Here is a 16,657-nt window from a genome sequence, read left to right as displayed (position 1 = left end):
CGCCATGCGCTCAATCAGCGATCTGAATTTCGTCTTGCTTCACATGCGACCGCCGAACCCGCAACTCTCCGTGTCGCCAGGCGCCGTCTGCCGTGGCTCGATTGTCGATCAGGCGATTCAAGGCCTCCTCGACTAAGCGGTCGATGCGTTGGCTGTAGCTGGTCAGCGCCCAATTGGCTGAGCCGGCTTCGTCGATATCGTCGAAACCCACCACGGCCATCGCAGACGACGGCGCCGTTTGCCTGAGCGCTTCGAGCGCCCCCAGCGCCAACACGTCGTTCTCGCAGAACAGCGCCTCAACCCGCTCGCTTTCCGGCGTTGCCTGCAGGTATTCGCTCATCAGCTGGAAACCGCGTTGGCGATCGTAGTGGCCGGCGGTGAGCACCCGATCCAACTGAAAGCCGGTAGCCATCAGTTTGTCGCGGTAGCCTTCCATACGTAGCAAATGGCTGCTTTGCGTATCCGGCCCCTTCATGTAGCCAAAGCGCCGATGCCCTTGTTCTATCAGCAACCCAGCGATCTCTTCGCCGGCGCGGTAGCCGTCGATATTGACCACATCAATGTGTTCGCTTTCCGTATTGCGACACACCTGCACCAGCGGGATCTGATGCAGATCTTGCGCGATCGCCGCCCACTCTTGGGTTAACACCGTCGCCAGGAACAAAATGCCATCGACCTGCAGCTGATCGGCCATCGCCATCACCGCCCGGTAGTTTTCCCCTGCGGTGATGTTCAGCAGCAGTGCCATATAGCCGCGGGTTTGCAGCTGTTTGGTGACCATATCAAGCATCATCATCGAATGCGGGTTCTTCATCTCGTCGATGGCCACGCCGATGATGTGCGTGCGTTTTTGCGACAGGCTGCGCGCCAGCAGGTTTGGCCGATAGCCCAGCTCGGCCGCCGCCGCCAGTACGCTTTCACGCGCGCTGTCCGAGATCGACGCGCCAGGCGTAAAGGCGCGCGATACCGTCCATTTAGAGACGCCGGCCTTTTCGGCGACGTCGCTGGCGGTGGCTTTGTGGTGTTTTATCATGGTTACGTCGATCCCTGCTTCGGTGAAGTCAAACTATACCCTGCTCGCTCAGATCCCCTAAGCGCCCGTCGGCATTCCTGCTGCAATTATGTCCCGTTTTTGCACCCGATTGCAATTTGCTGTGCAACCGGGTGCAAAAGGTAAAGAGTTTGTGATCGTCCACGTTGTTTTCACCTTTCCCCTGTTGACCAAATTTTATCCATGGCCGACATTCACGGTGGCATTCAGAGACTCATCGCCGTTTTGTCTCCTGCTTTGCACCCGGTTGCAATGACACTGCTTTTACACAACACCTCTCTTCTCAACAGGATACCGTAATGAAAAAAACCAGACTGCTGTTGATGTTAGCCTGCTCGCTGTTTGTCGTGACCGCCCAGGCCAAGAGCTACCAGGTCGGCGTGGCGCTGGCCAACTTCGATCTCAACTTCGTCTCCATCCTGCGCAGCCAAATGGCACGTGAACTGGCGGCTCAGCAGCTGCAGGGCCAGTTCGTCGATGCCAAAGGCGATGTCGCCCTGCAGGTGCAACAGGTGGACGATCTGATTAATCAGGGTGTGGACGCCATTATCCTCAACCCTGTTGATACGCAAGGCGTTCAGCCGATGATAGCGGCCGCCAAACGCGCCGCGATCCCCCTGATCTTCGTCAACCGCAAACCTGAAGTGCCGCTGACCGGCGCGACGGCCTACGTCGGCTCCGATTCGGCGCTCAGCGGCCGCCTGCAGATGGAGGCCCTGGCGAAAAAAATGAATTACCGCGGCAACGTGGCGATCCTGATGGGCGCCCTCTCCAACGAAGAAACCCGCGCACGCACCCGTGCGGTGGAAGCGGTGATCGCCAAACATAAAGACCTGAAAGTGGTAGAGAAACAGACCGCCAAATGGCAACGCAATGAAGCGGTCGACGTGGTTTCCGGCTGGTTGCTGAACGGCACGCCGATCGATGCGATCGCCGCCAACAACGATGAGATGGCCATCGGCGCGATCATGGCGCTGAAGCAGGCCAAAAAGAATGGCGTGCTGGTCGCCGGCATCGACGGCACGCCAGACGGCCTGCAATTTATCAAAAGCGGCGACCTGGCGGTGACCATTTTCCAGGATGCCAAAGCCCAGGCGATCGGCGCGGTGCAAGTGACCCGAGCGATGTTGGATCACGCCAAAACGGAGCCTTACAACTGGGTGCCTTATGCCACCGTGACGCGAGAAAACTACCCGCAATTTGCACTGATGAACCAGAAATAAACCGTTGCCACTCTCTTTTTCAACCCATTTTGCACCCGAGTGCAAAACCACAGTATCAGGAGTCAGCATGTTAAATGGTGAAAGAAGCATCCCTCGCCCGCTGCGTTGGGCGATGATCGGCGGCGGCCGCCTCAGCCAGGTGGGCTACAAGCACCGTTCCGGCGCACTGCGCGACAACACCGCCTATCGGCTGGTTGCCGGCGCTTTTGATATCGACGCGGCGCGCGGACGTGAGTTTGGCGTCAACCTCGGCGTGCCCGCCGAACGCTGCTATGACAACTATCAACAGCTGCTGGCGCAAGAAGCCAACCGCGAAGATGGCGTTGAGGTGGTGACCATCGCCACCCCCAACGGCACCCATTATGAAATCACGCGCGCAGCGCTGAATGCCGGCCTGCATGTCATCTGTGAAAAGCCGCTGTTCTTCACCACGGCGGAGGCGAGAGAAATCAAGGCGCTGGCAGCGGAGAAAGGCCTGATCGTTGGCGTAACCTACGGCTTCTCCGGCCATCCTCTACTGATGCAGATGCGGGCCATGATCGCGAACGGCGACATCGGCAAAATACGCATGGTCGAATTGCAATACACCCACGGTTTCAATGCCAACGAAAGCGCGGACGCGTTCGAGGCGCAAAAGTGGCGCGTCGATCCGAAAATCGCCGGCCCCTCTTTTGTGCTGGGCGACATCTCCACTCACACCTTCTACATCTCGCAGCTGGTGATGCCCGATATGAAGATTGCCTCCCTGCTGTGCGATCGCCAGAGCTTTATTCCTTCCCGCGCACCGCTGGAAGACAACGCCATGGTGCTGATGCACTACGAAAACGGCGCCGTCGGCCGTATGTGGGCTTCTGCCATCAACGCCGGCGCGATGGACAGCCAAAGCATCCGCGTGGTGGGCTCACGCGCCAGCCTGCAGTGGAGCGACGCTGCCCCCGGCGAATTGCGCTATGAGATCCAGGGGCGGCCCAACCAGATCCTGCACCATGGCATGCCCTATCTGAACGACAGCGCCCTGGCCGAAGAGCGGCTCGGCGCGCTGCATACCGAAGGGCTGACCGAATCCTGGGCCAATATTTACCTCAAGTTCGCCATCGCCATCAGCGCCAGCCAGCGCGGCGATCGGCAGACATTGGCCGCGCTGATCTATCCGGATATCGACGCCGGATTGGAAGGCGTGCGCTGGATTGAAAACTGCGTTCGTTCCGCCGACAACGGCGCCACCTGGGTTAATTACCAATAAGGAAAGCACCATGAAACTTTCATTCTGTACCGACAGCCTGGGCCATTTACCCTTCGAGCAGATGCTGGATCGGCTGCTGGAGCTGGGGGTGCGCGGCGTGGAAATGACCACCGGCGGCTGGTCTCCGGCGCCCCATCTGGATACCGACGATCTGCTGGCCAACCCCGCCAAACGCCGGCAGCTGCAGCAGGCGCTGGCCAGCCGCGGCATGGAGATCGCCGCGCTCAACGTCTCCGGCAATCCGCTCGATCCCGGCGAACTGGGGCAACGCCATCAGCGCCAAACCGACAATACGCTGGAGCTGGCCGGCCTGCTGGGGGTGAAAAAGATCGTTATGATGAGCGGCCTGCCCCCGGCCAGCCCGCATGACACCATCCCCAATTGGATCACCTATACCGTCAGCTGGCCGCCTACGGTGAAAAACTGTCTGGACTATCAATGGAATGAGGTGGCGATCCCCTATTGGCAGGCGCTGGTCGCCCGGGCCAAAGCGTGCGGCGTCGAGCGCTTTGCGCTGGAAAACTTCAGCGCCATGCTGGTGTGGAACCCGGAAACGCTGTTCCGGCTGCGCGCCGCCGTTGGCCCGATGGTGGGCCTGAACCTCGATCCCAGCCACCTGATCTGGATGGGCGCGGATCCCATCGCGGTGGCCCGCGCCCTCGGCCCCGCCATTCACCATGTGCACGGTAAAGACGTGCGCCTTGAGCGCGGCGTCGTTGAGGTTAACGGACTGCTGGAGACCAAACCGATCGACGACGTAGCCCACAGAGCCTGGAACTATGTCGCCGTCGGCTGCGGCCGGGATCTGCAGTGGTGGAAGGAGTTCTTCTCGGTGGTGCGCATGATGGGCTACAACGACTGGGTGTCGCTGGAAATGGAGGACCTGACCATGTCGGTCGATGCCGGCATCGCCTCTTCCGTTCAGGCGCTGCAGCAGACGATCAGCCGGTAGCCTCAGGCGCGGCGGCCACGGCCGCTGCGCCCCCTTTCACTCCGGTTCACTCGCCCCGGCCGGCATTTGCCGCCGATACTGCGACGGCGACTGCGCCATCACCCGTTTGAAGGCGGTGCTGAACGCGCTTTCCGAGCCATACCCCAACGAGTAGGCGATCGACGCGACGTTTTCTTTACCGGCCCGCAGGCGATCTGCCGCCTGCAGCATACGCCAACGCGAGAGGTATTCCATGGCGGTGCTGCCAACCAGCCCTTTGAAACGTTGAGCGAATACGGTGCGGGAAATGCCGGCGATGCGGGCCAGCTCTTCCAGCGTCCAGTTGCGCGCCGGCTCGGCATGCATGGCGGCGATCGCCAGGCTGATCTGGCGGTCGGTCAGCGCCAGAAACCAGCCTTTCGGCAGCTCATGGGCCGTTTCGAGGAACTGGCGAAACACCTGCACCAGCATCAAGTGCGCCAGGTGGGTCGACATCAGCGCACCGCCGAGCTGCGGGTGACGCAATTCATTCGTCCACTGTTCGAGCGTCCAGCGCAAAACGCCCGCCTGGCTCGAGGCTTTGGGGATGTTGATGATCGGCGGCAGCGCATCAAACAGCAGCGCCGCATGCTGGCCGGAAAAACCGAAACGCCCGCTGATCAAAAAGACCTCGCCACCGCCGTTATGCACGGCGATGCCGTCGCGCGTCGCCTCGGCCATGATCTGCTCCCCTCCCTGCGGCGGCAACGCCGGATCGGACGCGACCCTGAAGCGCCGCCGACTGTTCAGCAAAAAGCAGTCCCCTTCGCGGAAATGGATCGGCTGCGTCAGATCGTCGGTCATGCCCCAGCAGGCGCCGCGCATCACCGCCGTGAATTTGATGCCTTCATGAGGGGGAAACTCGAACGACCAGTCCCCGGCGGCGTCGAAACCGGCGTAAAACTGGTTTTGGGGTTGCAGCAGCGACAACACGTCTGACAGCGGGTCCATGATGAAATCCGTACTCTTGATAAACAAACAAGTACTTTAGCGCATGGATCGTCCGTCTCTCAAGGCTTATTCTTGACGACAAGTTTTATCGCGTCGTGCGGGCAAAGGCGACCTGAACCACGTCGCTGCCCGAATTATCCATTGCTGTGCTGAAGGAATTCTGACTTTGAGCCGTTGTTCCAAATTGCGCCCGACAGCGGGCGGCTATGCTTCATCGCCACAATGGCGCGATCGGCGCTTTAACAATCAGCGGCCGCCGGCGCCGGGTGACCTGCCCGAGTCCACCCTGCGCGTGTGGTGGGACGTATTTTTCAACAAACCCAAAGGCACGGTGCCGGCGACGCCGGTGCCGATTCAGCGCCTGTCGCGCGCCGAACTTGAGGCGGCACCCGATCGTAGCCTGTACCGTCTGGGGCATTCCACGGTGTTGCTCAAGCTGCGCGGCCAATGGTGGCTGACCGATCCGGTGTTCTCCGAGCGGGCATCGCCGCTGCCGTTCGCCGGGCCAAAACGCTTTCACGCGCCGCCGATCGCGATCGAGGAGCTGCCACCGATCCGCGCCGTGATCCTCTCGCACGATCATTACGACCACCTGGACCAAGCCGCCATTCGGGCGCTGGACGGCAAGGTGGGCCAGTTCGTCGCGCCGCTCGGCGTGGGCGATCGCCTGGCGGCCTGGGGCGTGGCGCCGGAAAAAATCCGCCAGTTCGACTGGTGGCAAGGCACGGAAATCGACGGCCTGCGGCTGACGGCTACCCCGGCCCAGCACTTTTCGGGCCGGAGCCTGACCGACGGCAACCGCACGCTGTGGTGTTCCTGGGTGCTTGAAGACGATGAGCTGCGGGTGTTCTTCAGCGGCGACAGCGGCTATTTCGCCGGTTTTGCCGAGATTGGCCGCCGTTTTGGCCCCTTTGACCTGACGCTGATGGAAACCGGCGCCTACGACAAACGCTGGCCCTATGTGCATATGCACCCTCAGCAAACCGTGCAGGCGCACCGGGATTTGCTCGGCCGCTGGCTGCTGCCGATCCATAACGGCACCTTCGATCTGGCGATGCACGCCTGGCAAGACCCGTTCGACCAGGTACTGCGCCATGCCGCTACCTCTAGCGTGCAGGTCGCGACGCCGATGATCGGCGAACGTGTCGATATCGTTCGGCCGCACCCCGGCAACCGTTGGTGGCGCTAAGCGCCATTTTATTTATTTGCAGGAAACCTGAAATGAACAATGACCATAAAGTGTGGCTGATCACCGGCGCCTCGTCGGGCCTGGGTAAAGCTCTGGCCGAAGCGGCCATCGCCAACGGCGATCGGGTGGTGGTAACCGCCCGCCGTCTCGATCGCCTGCAGGCGCTGGCTAAGGGCCAGGAAGATCGCGTGCTGCCTTTGGCGGTGGACGTCACGGATGCCGCCGCGCGCGATAAGGCGGTCGCCGATACCCTGGCGCGGTTCGGCCGCATCGACGCGCTGGCCAACCTGGCCGGGCGCGGTGTAGCCGGCGCCTGCGAAGAGTTCAGCCTCGAACAGCTGCGCGAGCAGATGGAGCTGAATTTCTTTGCGGCGGCGGAGATGACCCGCGCCGTGCTGCCGCAGATGCGGCGCCAGGGCAGCGGCAACGTGATCACCGTAAGCAGCATCGCCGGTCTGGTGGCGATGAACGCCGCCGGCCCCTATTGCGCGGCGAAGTTTGCTCTCGAAGGCTGGACGGAGTCGCTGGCCATCGAGGCCAGGCCGCTGGGGATCCACGTGACCCTGGTCGAGCCCGGCGCCTTCCGCACCGAATTCGCCGGCGACGTGAACATGCGGCCGACGCAGCGCATCGAGGCCTACCGCCCGTCGATTGCACCGTTTGAAACCTACCTGGCGCAGTCCGCCGGCCGACAGATGGGCGATCCCGCCAAAGCGGCGCAGCGCATGCTGGAGTTGGTCACTCTCACGGCTCCGCCGGTGCGCCTGATGCTGGGGCGCGACGCTTACGCCATGTGGGACACCACCCTCGCCAAACGCCAGCAGGAGCTTAACGCCTGGCGCGAACGGGGCGAAGACACCGCCTTTGATGGCGAAGAACTCACTGAAATTCAACTGTAACTCCCCACGATAACGAGGAATCTCGATATGAACAAAACCTGGTTTATTACAGGCGCATCTTCCGGCTTCGGCCAGGCTTTGGCTGAAGCCGTGCTGGCCAAGGGCGACAACGTGGTGCTCACCGCCCGCCGCCTGGCGCCGCTGCAGGCGATTGCCGCCGGCCACGGCGAACGCGCGCTGGCTCTGCAGCTGGACGTGACCGATCCTGCGGCGCGCGCCGCCGCCCTGAAGAAGACCGTAGAAACCTTCGGCCGCCTCGACGTACTGGCCAACATCGCCGGCGCCGGTTCTTACGGGGCGCTGGAAGAGTTCACTTCCGAACAGATCCGCGCCCAGATGGAGCTGAACTTCTTCGCGGCCGCCGAGCTGTCGCGTGAAGTGCTGCCGCAGATGCGCGCTCAACGGTCCGGCCATATTCTCAATCTGACCAGCATCGCCGGCCTGGTGGCCTTCCCCGGCAGCGGTCTGTACAACGCCACCAAGTTCGCGTTGGAAGGGTTTACCGAAGCGCTGCACCACGAGGTCAAGCCGCTGGGGATCCACGTCACGCTGATCGAGCCGGGCGCCTTCCGTACCGGTTTCGCCAGCAGCGCCGCCATGAAGGCCGAACGCGAAATCGCTGCCTATGCGCCACTGGATGCCGGCATGGTGGAATATTACCGCACGCAGAACGGCAAACAGATGGGCGATCCGGTCAAGGGCGCTCGCGTGATCGTCGATATGGTGGCCAGCGCCACCCCGCCGGTGCGTTTGATGCTCGGTAAGGACGCGTATCAGCTGTGGGACAGCGCGGTAGCCTCCCGCAGCCGCGATCTGGCGCCTTGGCGTGAACGCGGTGAAGATACGGCCTTCCCCGGCGCTGCGATGAATCCCGTTCAGGCGCTGTAATACCCACCTTTCAAACGGGCTACCTATGTAGCCCGTTTGTTTTATGTGACGTCGTCACGTATGTCTTACCTTTTGTTTCTCAATCGAGTGTTTAAAACTAATTGCCAAAGCAACTGTTGCCATTTAACCTATATACACTGTTTGCCGAGGTATCCCATGTCATCGAAAGAAAAATCCCTCTATGCCCTCACCAACGCCCTGCAACCGGTTCGCCGGGTGTGGAAACAGGCTGCGACGCTGGCGATCGCCAAATCCGGCATATCCATGTCGTTGGCTACCGTCGTGGTTCTGGTGCATCGCAATCCGCAGGGCATCAATCAGCGCGACCTGGCGGAAGAAGTCGGCGTCAATCCCGGTGCGCTGGTGCGTCTATTGGATCAGGCCGCCGCGTTAGGCTTCCTCGAGCGGCAGGAGTCGGCCGGCGATCGTCGGTTTAAAACCCTGCGCATTCTGCCCGCCGGCGCCGAATTGGCCAAAAAGGTCGAAACCGCGGCCGATAAGCTGCGAGTCGAGCTGATGCACGACGTGCCGTTGGAAGATATTGAAACCGCTACGCGCATTCTGCGCCTGTTTGAAGAGCGCGCAGGCCACTATCTGCAACAGGCCGGCAATGAGCCATGAACATCGGTAAACCGCAGCTGCTGTACGCCGCGAAACTGTTTATTTCCGCCATGCTGGCCTTCGCGCTGGCGGAAAGCATCGGCCTGCAAAATCCCTATTGGGCGATGGTGACCTGCTGCGTGCTGAGCAATCCGGTCAGCGGCGCCGTACGCGCCCGCGCCACCTACCGTTTTTGCGGCACGCTGTTCGCCGGCGTGCTGACGCTGGGCCTTTCGGCCTGGCTTAGCAACACGCCGGTGCTGTTGATCGTCGCCGCTGGGCTGTCATCGTCACTGATGCTGGGCCTCTCTTATCTCGATCGCACGCCGCGCGCTTACTTTTTCCAGCTGGGCGCCATCACCATGATGCTGGTCGCCATCGCCTACATCAATCACCCGGACACGATGTTCACCATGGTCGTCACGCGGGTGACGGAGATCTGCCTGGGTATTTTGGCGGTGACGCTGGTAGACAGCGTGCTGTTCCCATCGTCGCTGGCGCCGGTGTTGCGCACGCGGCTGAAAGGCTGGCTGGCTGACCTGGCGCGTTGGCAGGAGGACAGCCTCGACGGCAAGGGCAGCGACGCCCAGGCCGACGCGGACCGTATCCGTTTGCTGGGCGACATCGCCTCGTTCAATCAGATGATGACCACCCTTGGCTATGACAGTTCGGTCGATAAGCCCACCCGTCAGGCGGCGATTTCGATACAGCAACGCGTACTGCAAATCGTGCCGCTACTCTCGGCTATCGGCAGCAGCATCGCCGCACTGCCGGCCGGCCTGTGCCCCCGCCTACAGCCGTGGCTGAATGAGGTCCGGCGGCAGGCCGTTGAACCCGCACCGCACGCTGCGCCCTCGGTGAGCCTGTTGCCGCCCGCAGCGTCGCTGTCGCCGTGGGAAACGCTGATCGTCGACGAGCTGGCTGAACAGGTTGAACAGTGGTTAACGCTGTGGGTCGAGGTACAGCAGTTGAACGCATTCCTGGACGGCGAGCCGCTGCCCGCGGCGCTACAGGCGCAGATGATGCGCAGCCGCGTCTTCTCGCCGCCGCCGGATATCGGCATGGCGGTGCGCATGTTCGCCGGAATTTTGACGACCTACGCCCTGCTGTGCGGCCTCTGGTATTTCACCGGCTGGGAACAGGGCGCCAATATGGTGCTGATGGGGATCGTGGCCATCGCCTTCTTCGGCGCCGGCGACAATCCCGGCGCCACCATCGCCACTTTTGGCCGCTTCGCCGCTATCGCTATGGCCCTTGGCGCCCTGCTCAGCTATGTGCTGCTGCCGCTGGCCGGGGATTACGGCAGTTTCCTGATCGTGATGGAGCTGTTTTTGCTGCCGCTCGGCGTGTGGGCGGCGAGCAACCCGCTGGCGACGTTGGCGATCGCCCTGTCGCTCAGCAACGTCAACTTTCAGGGGCACTATGCGCCGAACAATATGGGGCTATATCTGGAAAGCACTACCGGCACGCTGATCGGCGTCTATTTCGCATTCCTGTGCGCCGCGCTGTTCCGCCGCTGGGGCACCGATCAGGTGGTGGCGCGGCTGATGCGGCAGGATGCGCAAGAGATGCTGCGCCTCAATCGCCACGTCACGGAGCGCGACTTACAGCGCTATCAGGCCCGCGCGTTGGATCGCATCACCGCGCTGGGTAGCCGCCTGGCCGCCGTTGGGCAAGCCGATCGCAGCCCACAGCTGTTGATGCGCTTAAAAACCGCTATCGACCTGATTCGTCTGCAGCAGGCCGGCGGGCTCACCCCTGGCGCTTCGCCGAACGCCGGTCTGCCGGCGGCGTTCCGTCAACTTTCTCTGCACGCCGAGGCACCCTCCGCGCTGCTGGGCCAGATCGACGCCGGTCTGCAACAGGCCTGGCGGCAGAACGATCGGCGCGCGCTGCGGCCGCTTACCCGGCTGCGGCTGCTGCACTTCCCCACGGCTTTGCACTGGAATCCCTGACATGATCGGTGAAATCAACATTGACGGCGTGTTCATCTCGCCCTTGCTGCTGTGCCTGGTGTGCGCGTTCTTCTCGCGCATGGCGCTTTCCTGGACGCTCAACGCCGTAGGCGTCTATCGCTGGGTCGCGCAGCGCCCGCTGTTCGACACCGCCCTGTTTCTTATTCTGGCCGGGCTGTTTTTCCACGGCTTGAAATGGCTTACCACCCCCTGAGGCCCCCATGTTTCGTGAACGTACCCTTGCTCTGCTGCGCCCCGCGCTGACCCTGATTGCCGTTTTGATCGCGGCAGGCGTGCTGTGGCAGCTTTATCTCTATTACACCTACGCCCCGCAAACGCGCGACGGCAAGATCCGCGCCGACGTGGTGCCGCTGGCCACGGATGTTTCCGGCAAAGTGGAGGCCGTGCACATTCACGACAACCAGGTGGTGCATAAAGGGCAGCTGCTGCTCAGCCTGGACAAAGTACGGCTGCGCAACGCGCTGGATCAGGCCGAGGCCGCCGTGGAGCGCGCCAACGTCCAGTTGGCATCATCCCAGCGCGAAAACCGGCGTTATCAGGCGCTGCAGTCGGCTATTTCACAACAGGAACGCGACAATCGCCGCGATGCCCAATCGCTGGCGAAGGCCAATCTGGATCAGGCCCTGGCGGATCGGGCGCTGGCGCGTATCAACCTGCAGCGCGCCGATCTCTATGCGCCGGTGGATGGCGTGATCACTAACTTCTCCCTGCGCCCCGGCGCTTACGCGACCGCCGGTCAGCCGATCATGGCGTTGGTGGATTCCAACAGTTTCTACATCGCCGGATACTTCGAAGAGACCAAGCTGGGCCGCATCCAGAACGGTGACAAGGTGGTGATCCGCATCATGGGGGAACGGCAGCCGCTGTATGGCCACGTCGACGGGCTTTCCGCCGGCATCAACGACAGCGAGCGCACCACCGCCGCCGGCAATCTGCTCGCCAACGTCAACCCGACATTCAGCTGGATCCGTCTGGCACAGCGCATCCCGGTGCGCATCGCGATCGACACCATTCCCCACGACGTCGAGCTGATCGCCGGCCGCACGGCGACGGTCAGTCTCAAGGATAACGGGGAATAATCTGCCGTTAACCGTATCGATGCGCTTTATGGCGTGATGGCCAACTTAATCACGCCATCGCGTTTCTCCGCGAACAACGAGTAGGCATCTGCGATATTCTCCAGCCGAAAGCGATGCGTCACGAACGGCGTGAGATCCAACCCGCCATGCTGGATCACGTTCATCATTCTGCGCATCCGCTCCTTACCGCCCGGGCACAATGCCGTGCGAATAGTATGATCGCCCAGCCCATAGGCAAGCGCACTCACCGGCAGATGGAGGTCTTCGCTATAAACGCCAAGGCTGGATAAGGTGCCGCCGGGTTTTAACACCCGCAGCGCCTGATTAAAGGTGGTTTGCGTTCCCAAACACTCTATGCTGGCGTCCACACCCCGCCCGCCGGTAAGCCTGAAGATCTCATCAACCGCATCGTGTTCCTTGTAATTCAGCAGGACGTTTGCCCCCATCTCGCCCGCCATTTTCAGCTTTTCGGGGGAACTGCTGACGGCAATGATCAGGCTGGCGCCTTGCAAACGCGCCCCGGCGGTGGCACATAATCCGATCGGCCCCTGGGCGAAAATGGCTACCGTATCGCCAATTTTAATGTTGGCATTTTCCGCACCTTTAAATCCGGTAGACATCACATCCGGACACATCAGCACCTGCTCATCGGTCAGCGCATCAGGGATTAACGCCAGATTTGCTTCGGCATCGGGTACCAACACATACTCAGCCTGCGTGCCATCGATAACATTGCCAAAACGCCACCCCGCCGTCGCTTTGTATCCGTGGCAACGGCATTCCGGCAAATAGGCACCGTCCTGAGCAGGAAAACCATCCTGGCAGGCATAGGACGTAAACGAGGGGCAAATGGCGCCGGCCAGCGCCCGCTGCCCTTCTTTAAAGCCTTTAACATTGCTCCCGAGCTTTTCGATAATCCCGACCGGTTCATGGCCCACGGTCAACCCGTGAGGCACGGCATATTCGCCCTTGAGAATATGAATATCGGTACCGCAAATTGTCGTCGTGGTTATTTTAAGCAAGGCATCATTGGGGCCGGGAGAAGGGATCGGTTTTTCAATGAGTTCTATTCTCCCCCTTTCGATAAAGGCGGCGGCTTTCATCATGCGCATGGTGGAAGACCCTTTGGTTTCTGTCGAGGTGATTACAAGAAAGAATAACCCAAGCGGTTATTTTTCCTATTTTAATGCCTTGTAAAATAATCACTATAACCAATAGTTCCATGAGTGAAGTACAATGAGAAATATAATTAGCCGAAGAATTAACCCCACCCCGGAAAACTATTTATCCTCAAATTTTCGAATAGAGCATCGCTTAAGAAAAGAATGGTTAACACCCTAGCGAAAGCTGCATAATTTCTCTTCCTAAATACCCTGCGCTCAGCGAAAATATACGTTATCTGATTGATAAAACATGCAGGAAACGCCATGTCACGATTCACCCTCATCCCGCTGAGCTTGGCACTTGCCGGCTGCGCGCCATTGCAACCTGATGGCTGTGAAAAAGCCAGTGCGGTGAATGATTGCGTCTATGCCTGGCGTGCAGGCAGCAATGTTCCAACGGTAAAGCAACCGCCTAACCTGGGATGCGACGGACAAGTCTTTTATGAGCGGCCATACTATTCCGCCTCTGCGAAGGCTGAAAAACGTGAAGGCGAAGTGAGCGCAACGTTTGATGTTGATGATAAGGGTAAAGCCAGAAATATCGTGCTAACGGGCACACCGGAGTTTTATCGCGACACCAAAAGCGCTATCGCACGCAGCTGCTGGATACCAGGCAGCGTTAATGAAACGGCGTTGTTTACTTTTAAACTCTCTGGTGATGCTGAAGCCAACCGATAGCGCAGGATAGGTTCCCTTGCAACGGTTGACTCAACGGGTGGCGGCGGCATTCGCCGCCGTTACAACATCCACTCGATCGGCAGCCAGCCGGCCACGGTGAGAATAATGCGTTTTACCCAGCCGGCGCCAGGCTCTTGCTGATGCACCTCGGTGTGGCCGTCTTCGAAGGCTTCGTTCCACACCATCTTGCCCTCGGGCGTCAGCGCCGGGCGATAGGCGGCGTACTCGAGCGGGCCATCAAACAGTTGGCGAGTGTCGGCCGCCAGCGTCGGGCTGTCGATCAAAAAGCCCATTTCGCAGTTCAGGTGCGCCGATCGCGGATCGAAATTGAACGAACCGATAAACACCCGCTTGTCGTCGATGGCGAAGGTTTTCGCGTGCAGCGCCGCGCCGGACAGCCCCAGCGGTTTGAGTTCCTGCCGCCCCGTCGGTTGGCCGGCTCGCAGTTTCAGTTCAAACAGCTCCACGCCGGCCTGCAGCAGCTCACGCCGGTATTTGGCGTAGCCGGCATGCACCACCAGCACGTCGGTGGTGTTCATCGCGTTGGTCAGCACGCGTATGGACTTCCCCTGTTTGGCAAGCGATTCAAAAAAGCTCGCCCCTTCTCGGCCCGGCACGAAATAGGCGGAAACCAGATCCAGTTGTCGGCTGACGCCGCCGATGATCTTGCCGAGCTGCGTCACCATCAAACGATCGCGCGAAGCCTTGCCCAGCCCTTTCGCCGGATCGTCGGCCACCAGCTCCACCCTGGTGAATTCCGGCTGGACGGCGCCATCGCGAAAGCGCACCGCGCTGGTTTCCAACTGCACCGCCAGTTTGCGCGCCCGGTCGCTGCTTTCGGTCGCGGTGGCCTGCGTCAGGAACGCAGAAAGGTTGCCTTTGCCCCGGATAATCTGCTCAACGCCAAACACCGACGCGCTGTTCCAGTAGCGATCGAAGACCTCGGCCGTTTCTGCCACTACGCTGCCGACGCTCAGCACGTCGAGATCGAGGAAATAGTTTTCGTCGCCGACCTGGAAATACTCGTCGCCAATGTTGCGGCCGCCGATGATCGCCACGGCGCCGTCGACAATGTAAGACTTGTTATGCATGCGGCGGTTCATACGCATAAAGTCAAAGGCGTAGCCGGCCAGCTTCGGCGTGCGCACGGTTGATGGGTTGAACAGGCGAATCTCGACGTTTTCCTGGGCGTTCAGCGCCGCCAGGGTTTCGTCCATGGCGACGCCGTTATCGTCCAGCAGCAGCCGCACGCGCACGCCGCGTTGGGCGGCGTCATACAGGGTTTTCAGCAGGATCTGCCCGGAGGTGTCGTTATGCCAGATGTAGTACTGGGCGTCGATCGACCTTTCCGCCATCCGCGCCAACGCCAGGCGGCTGGCGAACGCATCGTGCCCGCTGGCCAGCGGCACCACGCCGCTCAGGCCTGGATGCGCCGCCATCAGTTCGGCGGCCCGCGCCGGCAACTGGGCGGCAGGATCCGCCGGCAACGCCGCCTGCGGCAGACGCTGGGAAATATCCGGCAAACGAAAGAGGACTCTTGCCGCAATAATGGCGATCGTCACGGCGAGAATCAGATACACGACAATTTTTATCACGGGAAGCGGCCTCGGAGGTTGACTGCTTTGCTTTATACGTCATTAGGTTGCTTCAATCTATAGGAGAAGCGCGCTATGCCATAAGGCTATAGCGTAAAACGCGAAGGCGAAACGCCAAACAGTTTTTTGAACGCCACCGAATAGGCGCTGTGGCTCTCGTAACCGCTTTCGAAGGCGGCATGGATGATCGAGTTGCCGGCCAACAGCAGCGGAATGGACGACAGCAGCCGCAGGCGCTGTTTCCACTGGCCGAAGGTGATGCCGGTTTGTTGAGTGAAATGACGCTGGAAGGTTTTCGCGCTGATTGACAGTGAATCGGCCCAGGCCTCAATGCCGCGATCGTCGGCCGGCGTGATGACTAACAGCCGGCAAATCTCGGCCATTCTCGCCTCTGCCGGCCAAGGCAAATGCAGCGCCAGCTGCGGCTGCAGGCTCAGCTCCTCAAGGAACAACGCTCTGAGCAGCGTATTGCGTTTGGTCTCCGCCCCTTCGGGCGCCAGCGTCGCCAGCTGAGCGATCAGTTCTCGCAGCAGCGGTGATACCTGCAATACGCCGTCGCGCAGCGGCAAACGCGCGGCGGTGACTTCATCAACCAAAATCCCGTAAACGCAAATGTTGCTCTGCATGACCAACTGATGTTCTACCCCAGGCCGCAGCCAGACCGCGGTGGTGGGCGGCACGATCCAGCGCCCGCTGCTCGCCTCGACCGCCATAACGCCCTGCTGCGAATAGAGCAAATGGCAGCGTTTATGCGAGTGGTAAGGAATGACAAAGCCCGCCGGATAGTGTTTCACCAGCCCCGTCACCTCGAACGAGGAGTTTTCGTGGCTACTGAGGTCGATGCGTTTCGTTTCGGCGTTGTCGACTTCGAATCCCATGGTCGTTTGTCCCTTTTGATAACGCGAATGTCTTTTATTTGATAGAGGGACCGCATAATCCTCCATATAGTGACGTTCTCGCAAGCCACACCAGGGGCCTTATGCGAAGAAACTCACTATTTACACCAAAATTTCATCGTTCTGCGTAAAACCAAAGCGATGACGTTGCGCATGCGCTGCGCGATGGCGGCTCGTTGCGGGGGCGACGTGGCCGAAAGTGATGGAAAGGGAAAGCGCGGTGGCAAAAATCAGGAGGTATACGCATCAATCAGCA

Annotated in this window: 16 protein-coding genes; 11 read left to right on the top strand and 5 right to left on the bottom strand. The window is 60.6% G+C overall.

Going from position 1 to position 16,657, the window contains the following annotated elements; translation table 11 throughout:
- Positions 1 to 10: 10 nt before the first annotated feature.
- Positions 11 to 1,033, bottom strand: coding sequence for a LacI family DNA-binding transcriptional regulator (locus ACJ8HT_RS06220; RefSeq protein WP_197652845.1), 1,023 nt, complete (start codon positions 1,031 to 1,033; stop codon positions 11 to 13).
- A gap of 317 nt (positions 1,034 to 1,350) precedes the next feature.
- Between ACJ8HT_RS06220 and ACJ8HT_RS06215 the strand changes: the two genes are divergently transcribed.
- The 3 genes from ACJ8HT_RS06215 to ACJ8HT_RS06205 all read left to right on the top strand — a co-directional run bounded on the left by ACJ8HT_RS06215 (position 1,351) and on the right by ACJ8HT_RS06205 (position 4,469).
- Positions 1,351 to 2,274 (top strand): substrate-binding domain-containing protein, encoded by a 924-nt coding sequence (locus ACJ8HT_RS06215; protein ID WP_197652844.1) that lies wholly within the window; start codon positions 1,351 to 1,353, stop codon positions 2,272 to 2,274.
- 67 nt (positions 2,275 to 2,341) lie between these two features.
- Entirely contained in the window at positions 2,342 to 3,517 is a 1,176-nt protein-coding gene (locus ACJ8HT_RS06210) for a Gfo/Idh/MocA family protein (RefSeq protein ID WP_197652843.1), read from the top strand.
- Between the two features lie 10 nt (positions 3,518 to 3,527).
- Positions 3,528 to 4,469, top strand: coding sequence for a sugar phosphate isomerase/epimerase family protein (locus ACJ8HT_RS06205; RefSeq protein WP_197652842.1), 942 nt, complete (start codon positions 3,528 to 3,530; stop codon positions 4,467 to 4,469).
- A gap of 36 nt (positions 4,470 to 4,505) precedes the next feature.
- Here the strand turns inward: ACJ8HT_RS06205 and ACJ8HT_RS06200 are convergent, their stop codons facing one another.
- Entirely contained in the window at positions 4,506 to 5,438 is a 933-nt protein-coding gene (locus ACJ8HT_RS06200) for an AraC family transcriptional regulator (protein WP_049272629.1), read from the bottom strand.
- A 166-nt stretch (positions 5,439 to 5,604) separates the two neighbouring features.
- Between ACJ8HT_RS06200 and ACJ8HT_RS06195 the strand changes: the two genes are divergently transcribed.
- From ACJ8HT_RS06195 to ACJ8HT_RS06165, 7 genes are all read left to right on the top strand, one after another.
- Positions 5,605 to 6,627, top strand: coding sequence for an MBL fold metallo-hydrolase (locus ACJ8HT_RS06195; protein ID WP_048233955.1), 1,023 nt, complete (start codon positions 5,605 to 5,607; stop codon positions 6,625 to 6,627).
- A 32-nt stretch (positions 6,628 to 6,659) separates the two neighbouring features.
- Positions 6,660 to 7,526, top strand: a complete 867-nt coding sequence (locus ACJ8HT_RS06190; protein ID WP_197652841.1) for an oxidoreductase — start codon at positions 6,660 to 6,662, stop codon at positions 7,524 to 7,526.
- A 27-nt stretch (positions 7,527 to 7,553) separates the two neighbouring features.
- Positions 7,554 to 8,414 (top strand): oxidoreductase, encoded by an 861-nt coding sequence (locus tag ACJ8HT_RS06185; protein WP_043147473.1) that lies wholly within the window; start codon positions 7,554 to 7,556, stop codon positions 8,412 to 8,414.
- A gap of 156 nt (positions 8,415 to 8,570) precedes the next feature.
- Positions 8,571 to 9,035, top strand: coding sequence for a MarR family winged helix-turn-helix transcriptional regulator (locus tag ACJ8HT_RS06180; RefSeq protein WP_015377885.1), 465 nt, complete (start codon positions 8,571 to 8,573; stop codon positions 9,033 to 9,035).
- Complete coding sequence (locus tag ACJ8HT_RS06175; RefSeq protein WP_197652840.1) at positions 9,032 to 10,969, top strand: FUSC family protein; 1,938 nt, start codon at positions 9,032 to 9,034, stop codon at positions 10,967 to 10,969. Before ACJ8HT_RS06180 ends, ACJ8HT_RS06175 begins: the two co-directional genes overlap by 4 nt.
- A gap of 1 nt (position 10,970) precedes the next feature.
- The gene (locus ACJ8HT_RS06170; protein WP_038871631.1) at positions 10,971 to 11,183 is read left to right on the top strand and encodes a DUF1656 domain-containing protein; all 213 of its coding nucleotides are present in this window, start codon (positions 10,971 to 10,973) and stop codon (positions 11,181 to 11,183) included.
- Between the two features lie 7 nt (positions 11,184 to 11,190).
- Positions 11,191 to 12,069 (top strand): efflux RND transporter periplasmic adaptor subunit, encoded by an 879-nt coding sequence (locus ACJ8HT_RS06165; protein WP_195873442.1) that lies wholly within the window; start codon positions 11,191 to 11,193, stop codon positions 12,067 to 12,069.
- A 26-nt stretch (positions 12,070 to 12,095) separates the two neighbouring features.
- On the opposite strand, the gene ACJ8HT_RS06160 is transcribed toward ACJ8HT_RS06165, so the two are convergent.
- Positions 12,096 to 13,181 carry an NAD(P)-dependent alcohol dehydrogenase gene (locus tag ACJ8HT_RS06160; protein WP_194572215.1) on the bottom strand — a complete coding sequence of 362 codons (1,086 nt, stop codon included), beginning with the start codon at positions 13,179 to 13,181 and terminating at the stop codon, positions 12,096 to 12,098.
- Between the two features lie 315 nt (positions 13,182 to 13,496).
- Between ACJ8HT_RS06160 and ACJ8HT_RS06155 the strand changes: the two genes are divergently transcribed.
- Positions 13,497 to 13,910 (top strand): energy transducer TonB, encoded by a 414-nt coding sequence (locus tag ACJ8HT_RS06155; protein ID WP_197652839.1) that lies wholly within the window; start codon positions 13,497 to 13,499, stop codon positions 13,908 to 13,910.
- 59 nt (positions 13,911 to 13,969) lie between these two features.
- Here the strand turns inward: ACJ8HT_RS06155 and ACJ8HT_RS06150 are convergent, their stop codons facing one another.
- Positions 13,970 to 15,505: a phospholipase D family protein gene (locus tag ACJ8HT_RS06150; protein WP_194572214.1), complete on the bottom strand. Its 1,536-nt coding sequence runs from the start codon at positions 15,503 to 15,505 to the stop codon at positions 13,970 to 13,972.
- An 86-nt stretch (positions 15,506 to 15,591) separates the two neighbouring features.
- Positions 15,592 to 16,383, bottom strand: coding sequence for an AraC family transcriptional regulator (locus ACJ8HT_RS06145; protein WP_084827800.1), 792 nt, complete (start codon positions 16,381 to 16,383; stop codon positions 15,592 to 15,594).
- Positions 16,384 to 16,657: the final 274 nt, after the last annotated feature.

The organism is Serratia sp. CY44782 (assembly GCF_052168715.1).
GTDB classification, from domain to species: Bacteria; Pseudomonadota; Gammaproteobacteria; order Enterobacterales; family Enterobacteriaceae; genus Serratia; species Serratia nevei.
Note: the sequence above shows the minus strand (reverse complement) of the source record. Positions and strands in the feature narration are given on the sequence as shown.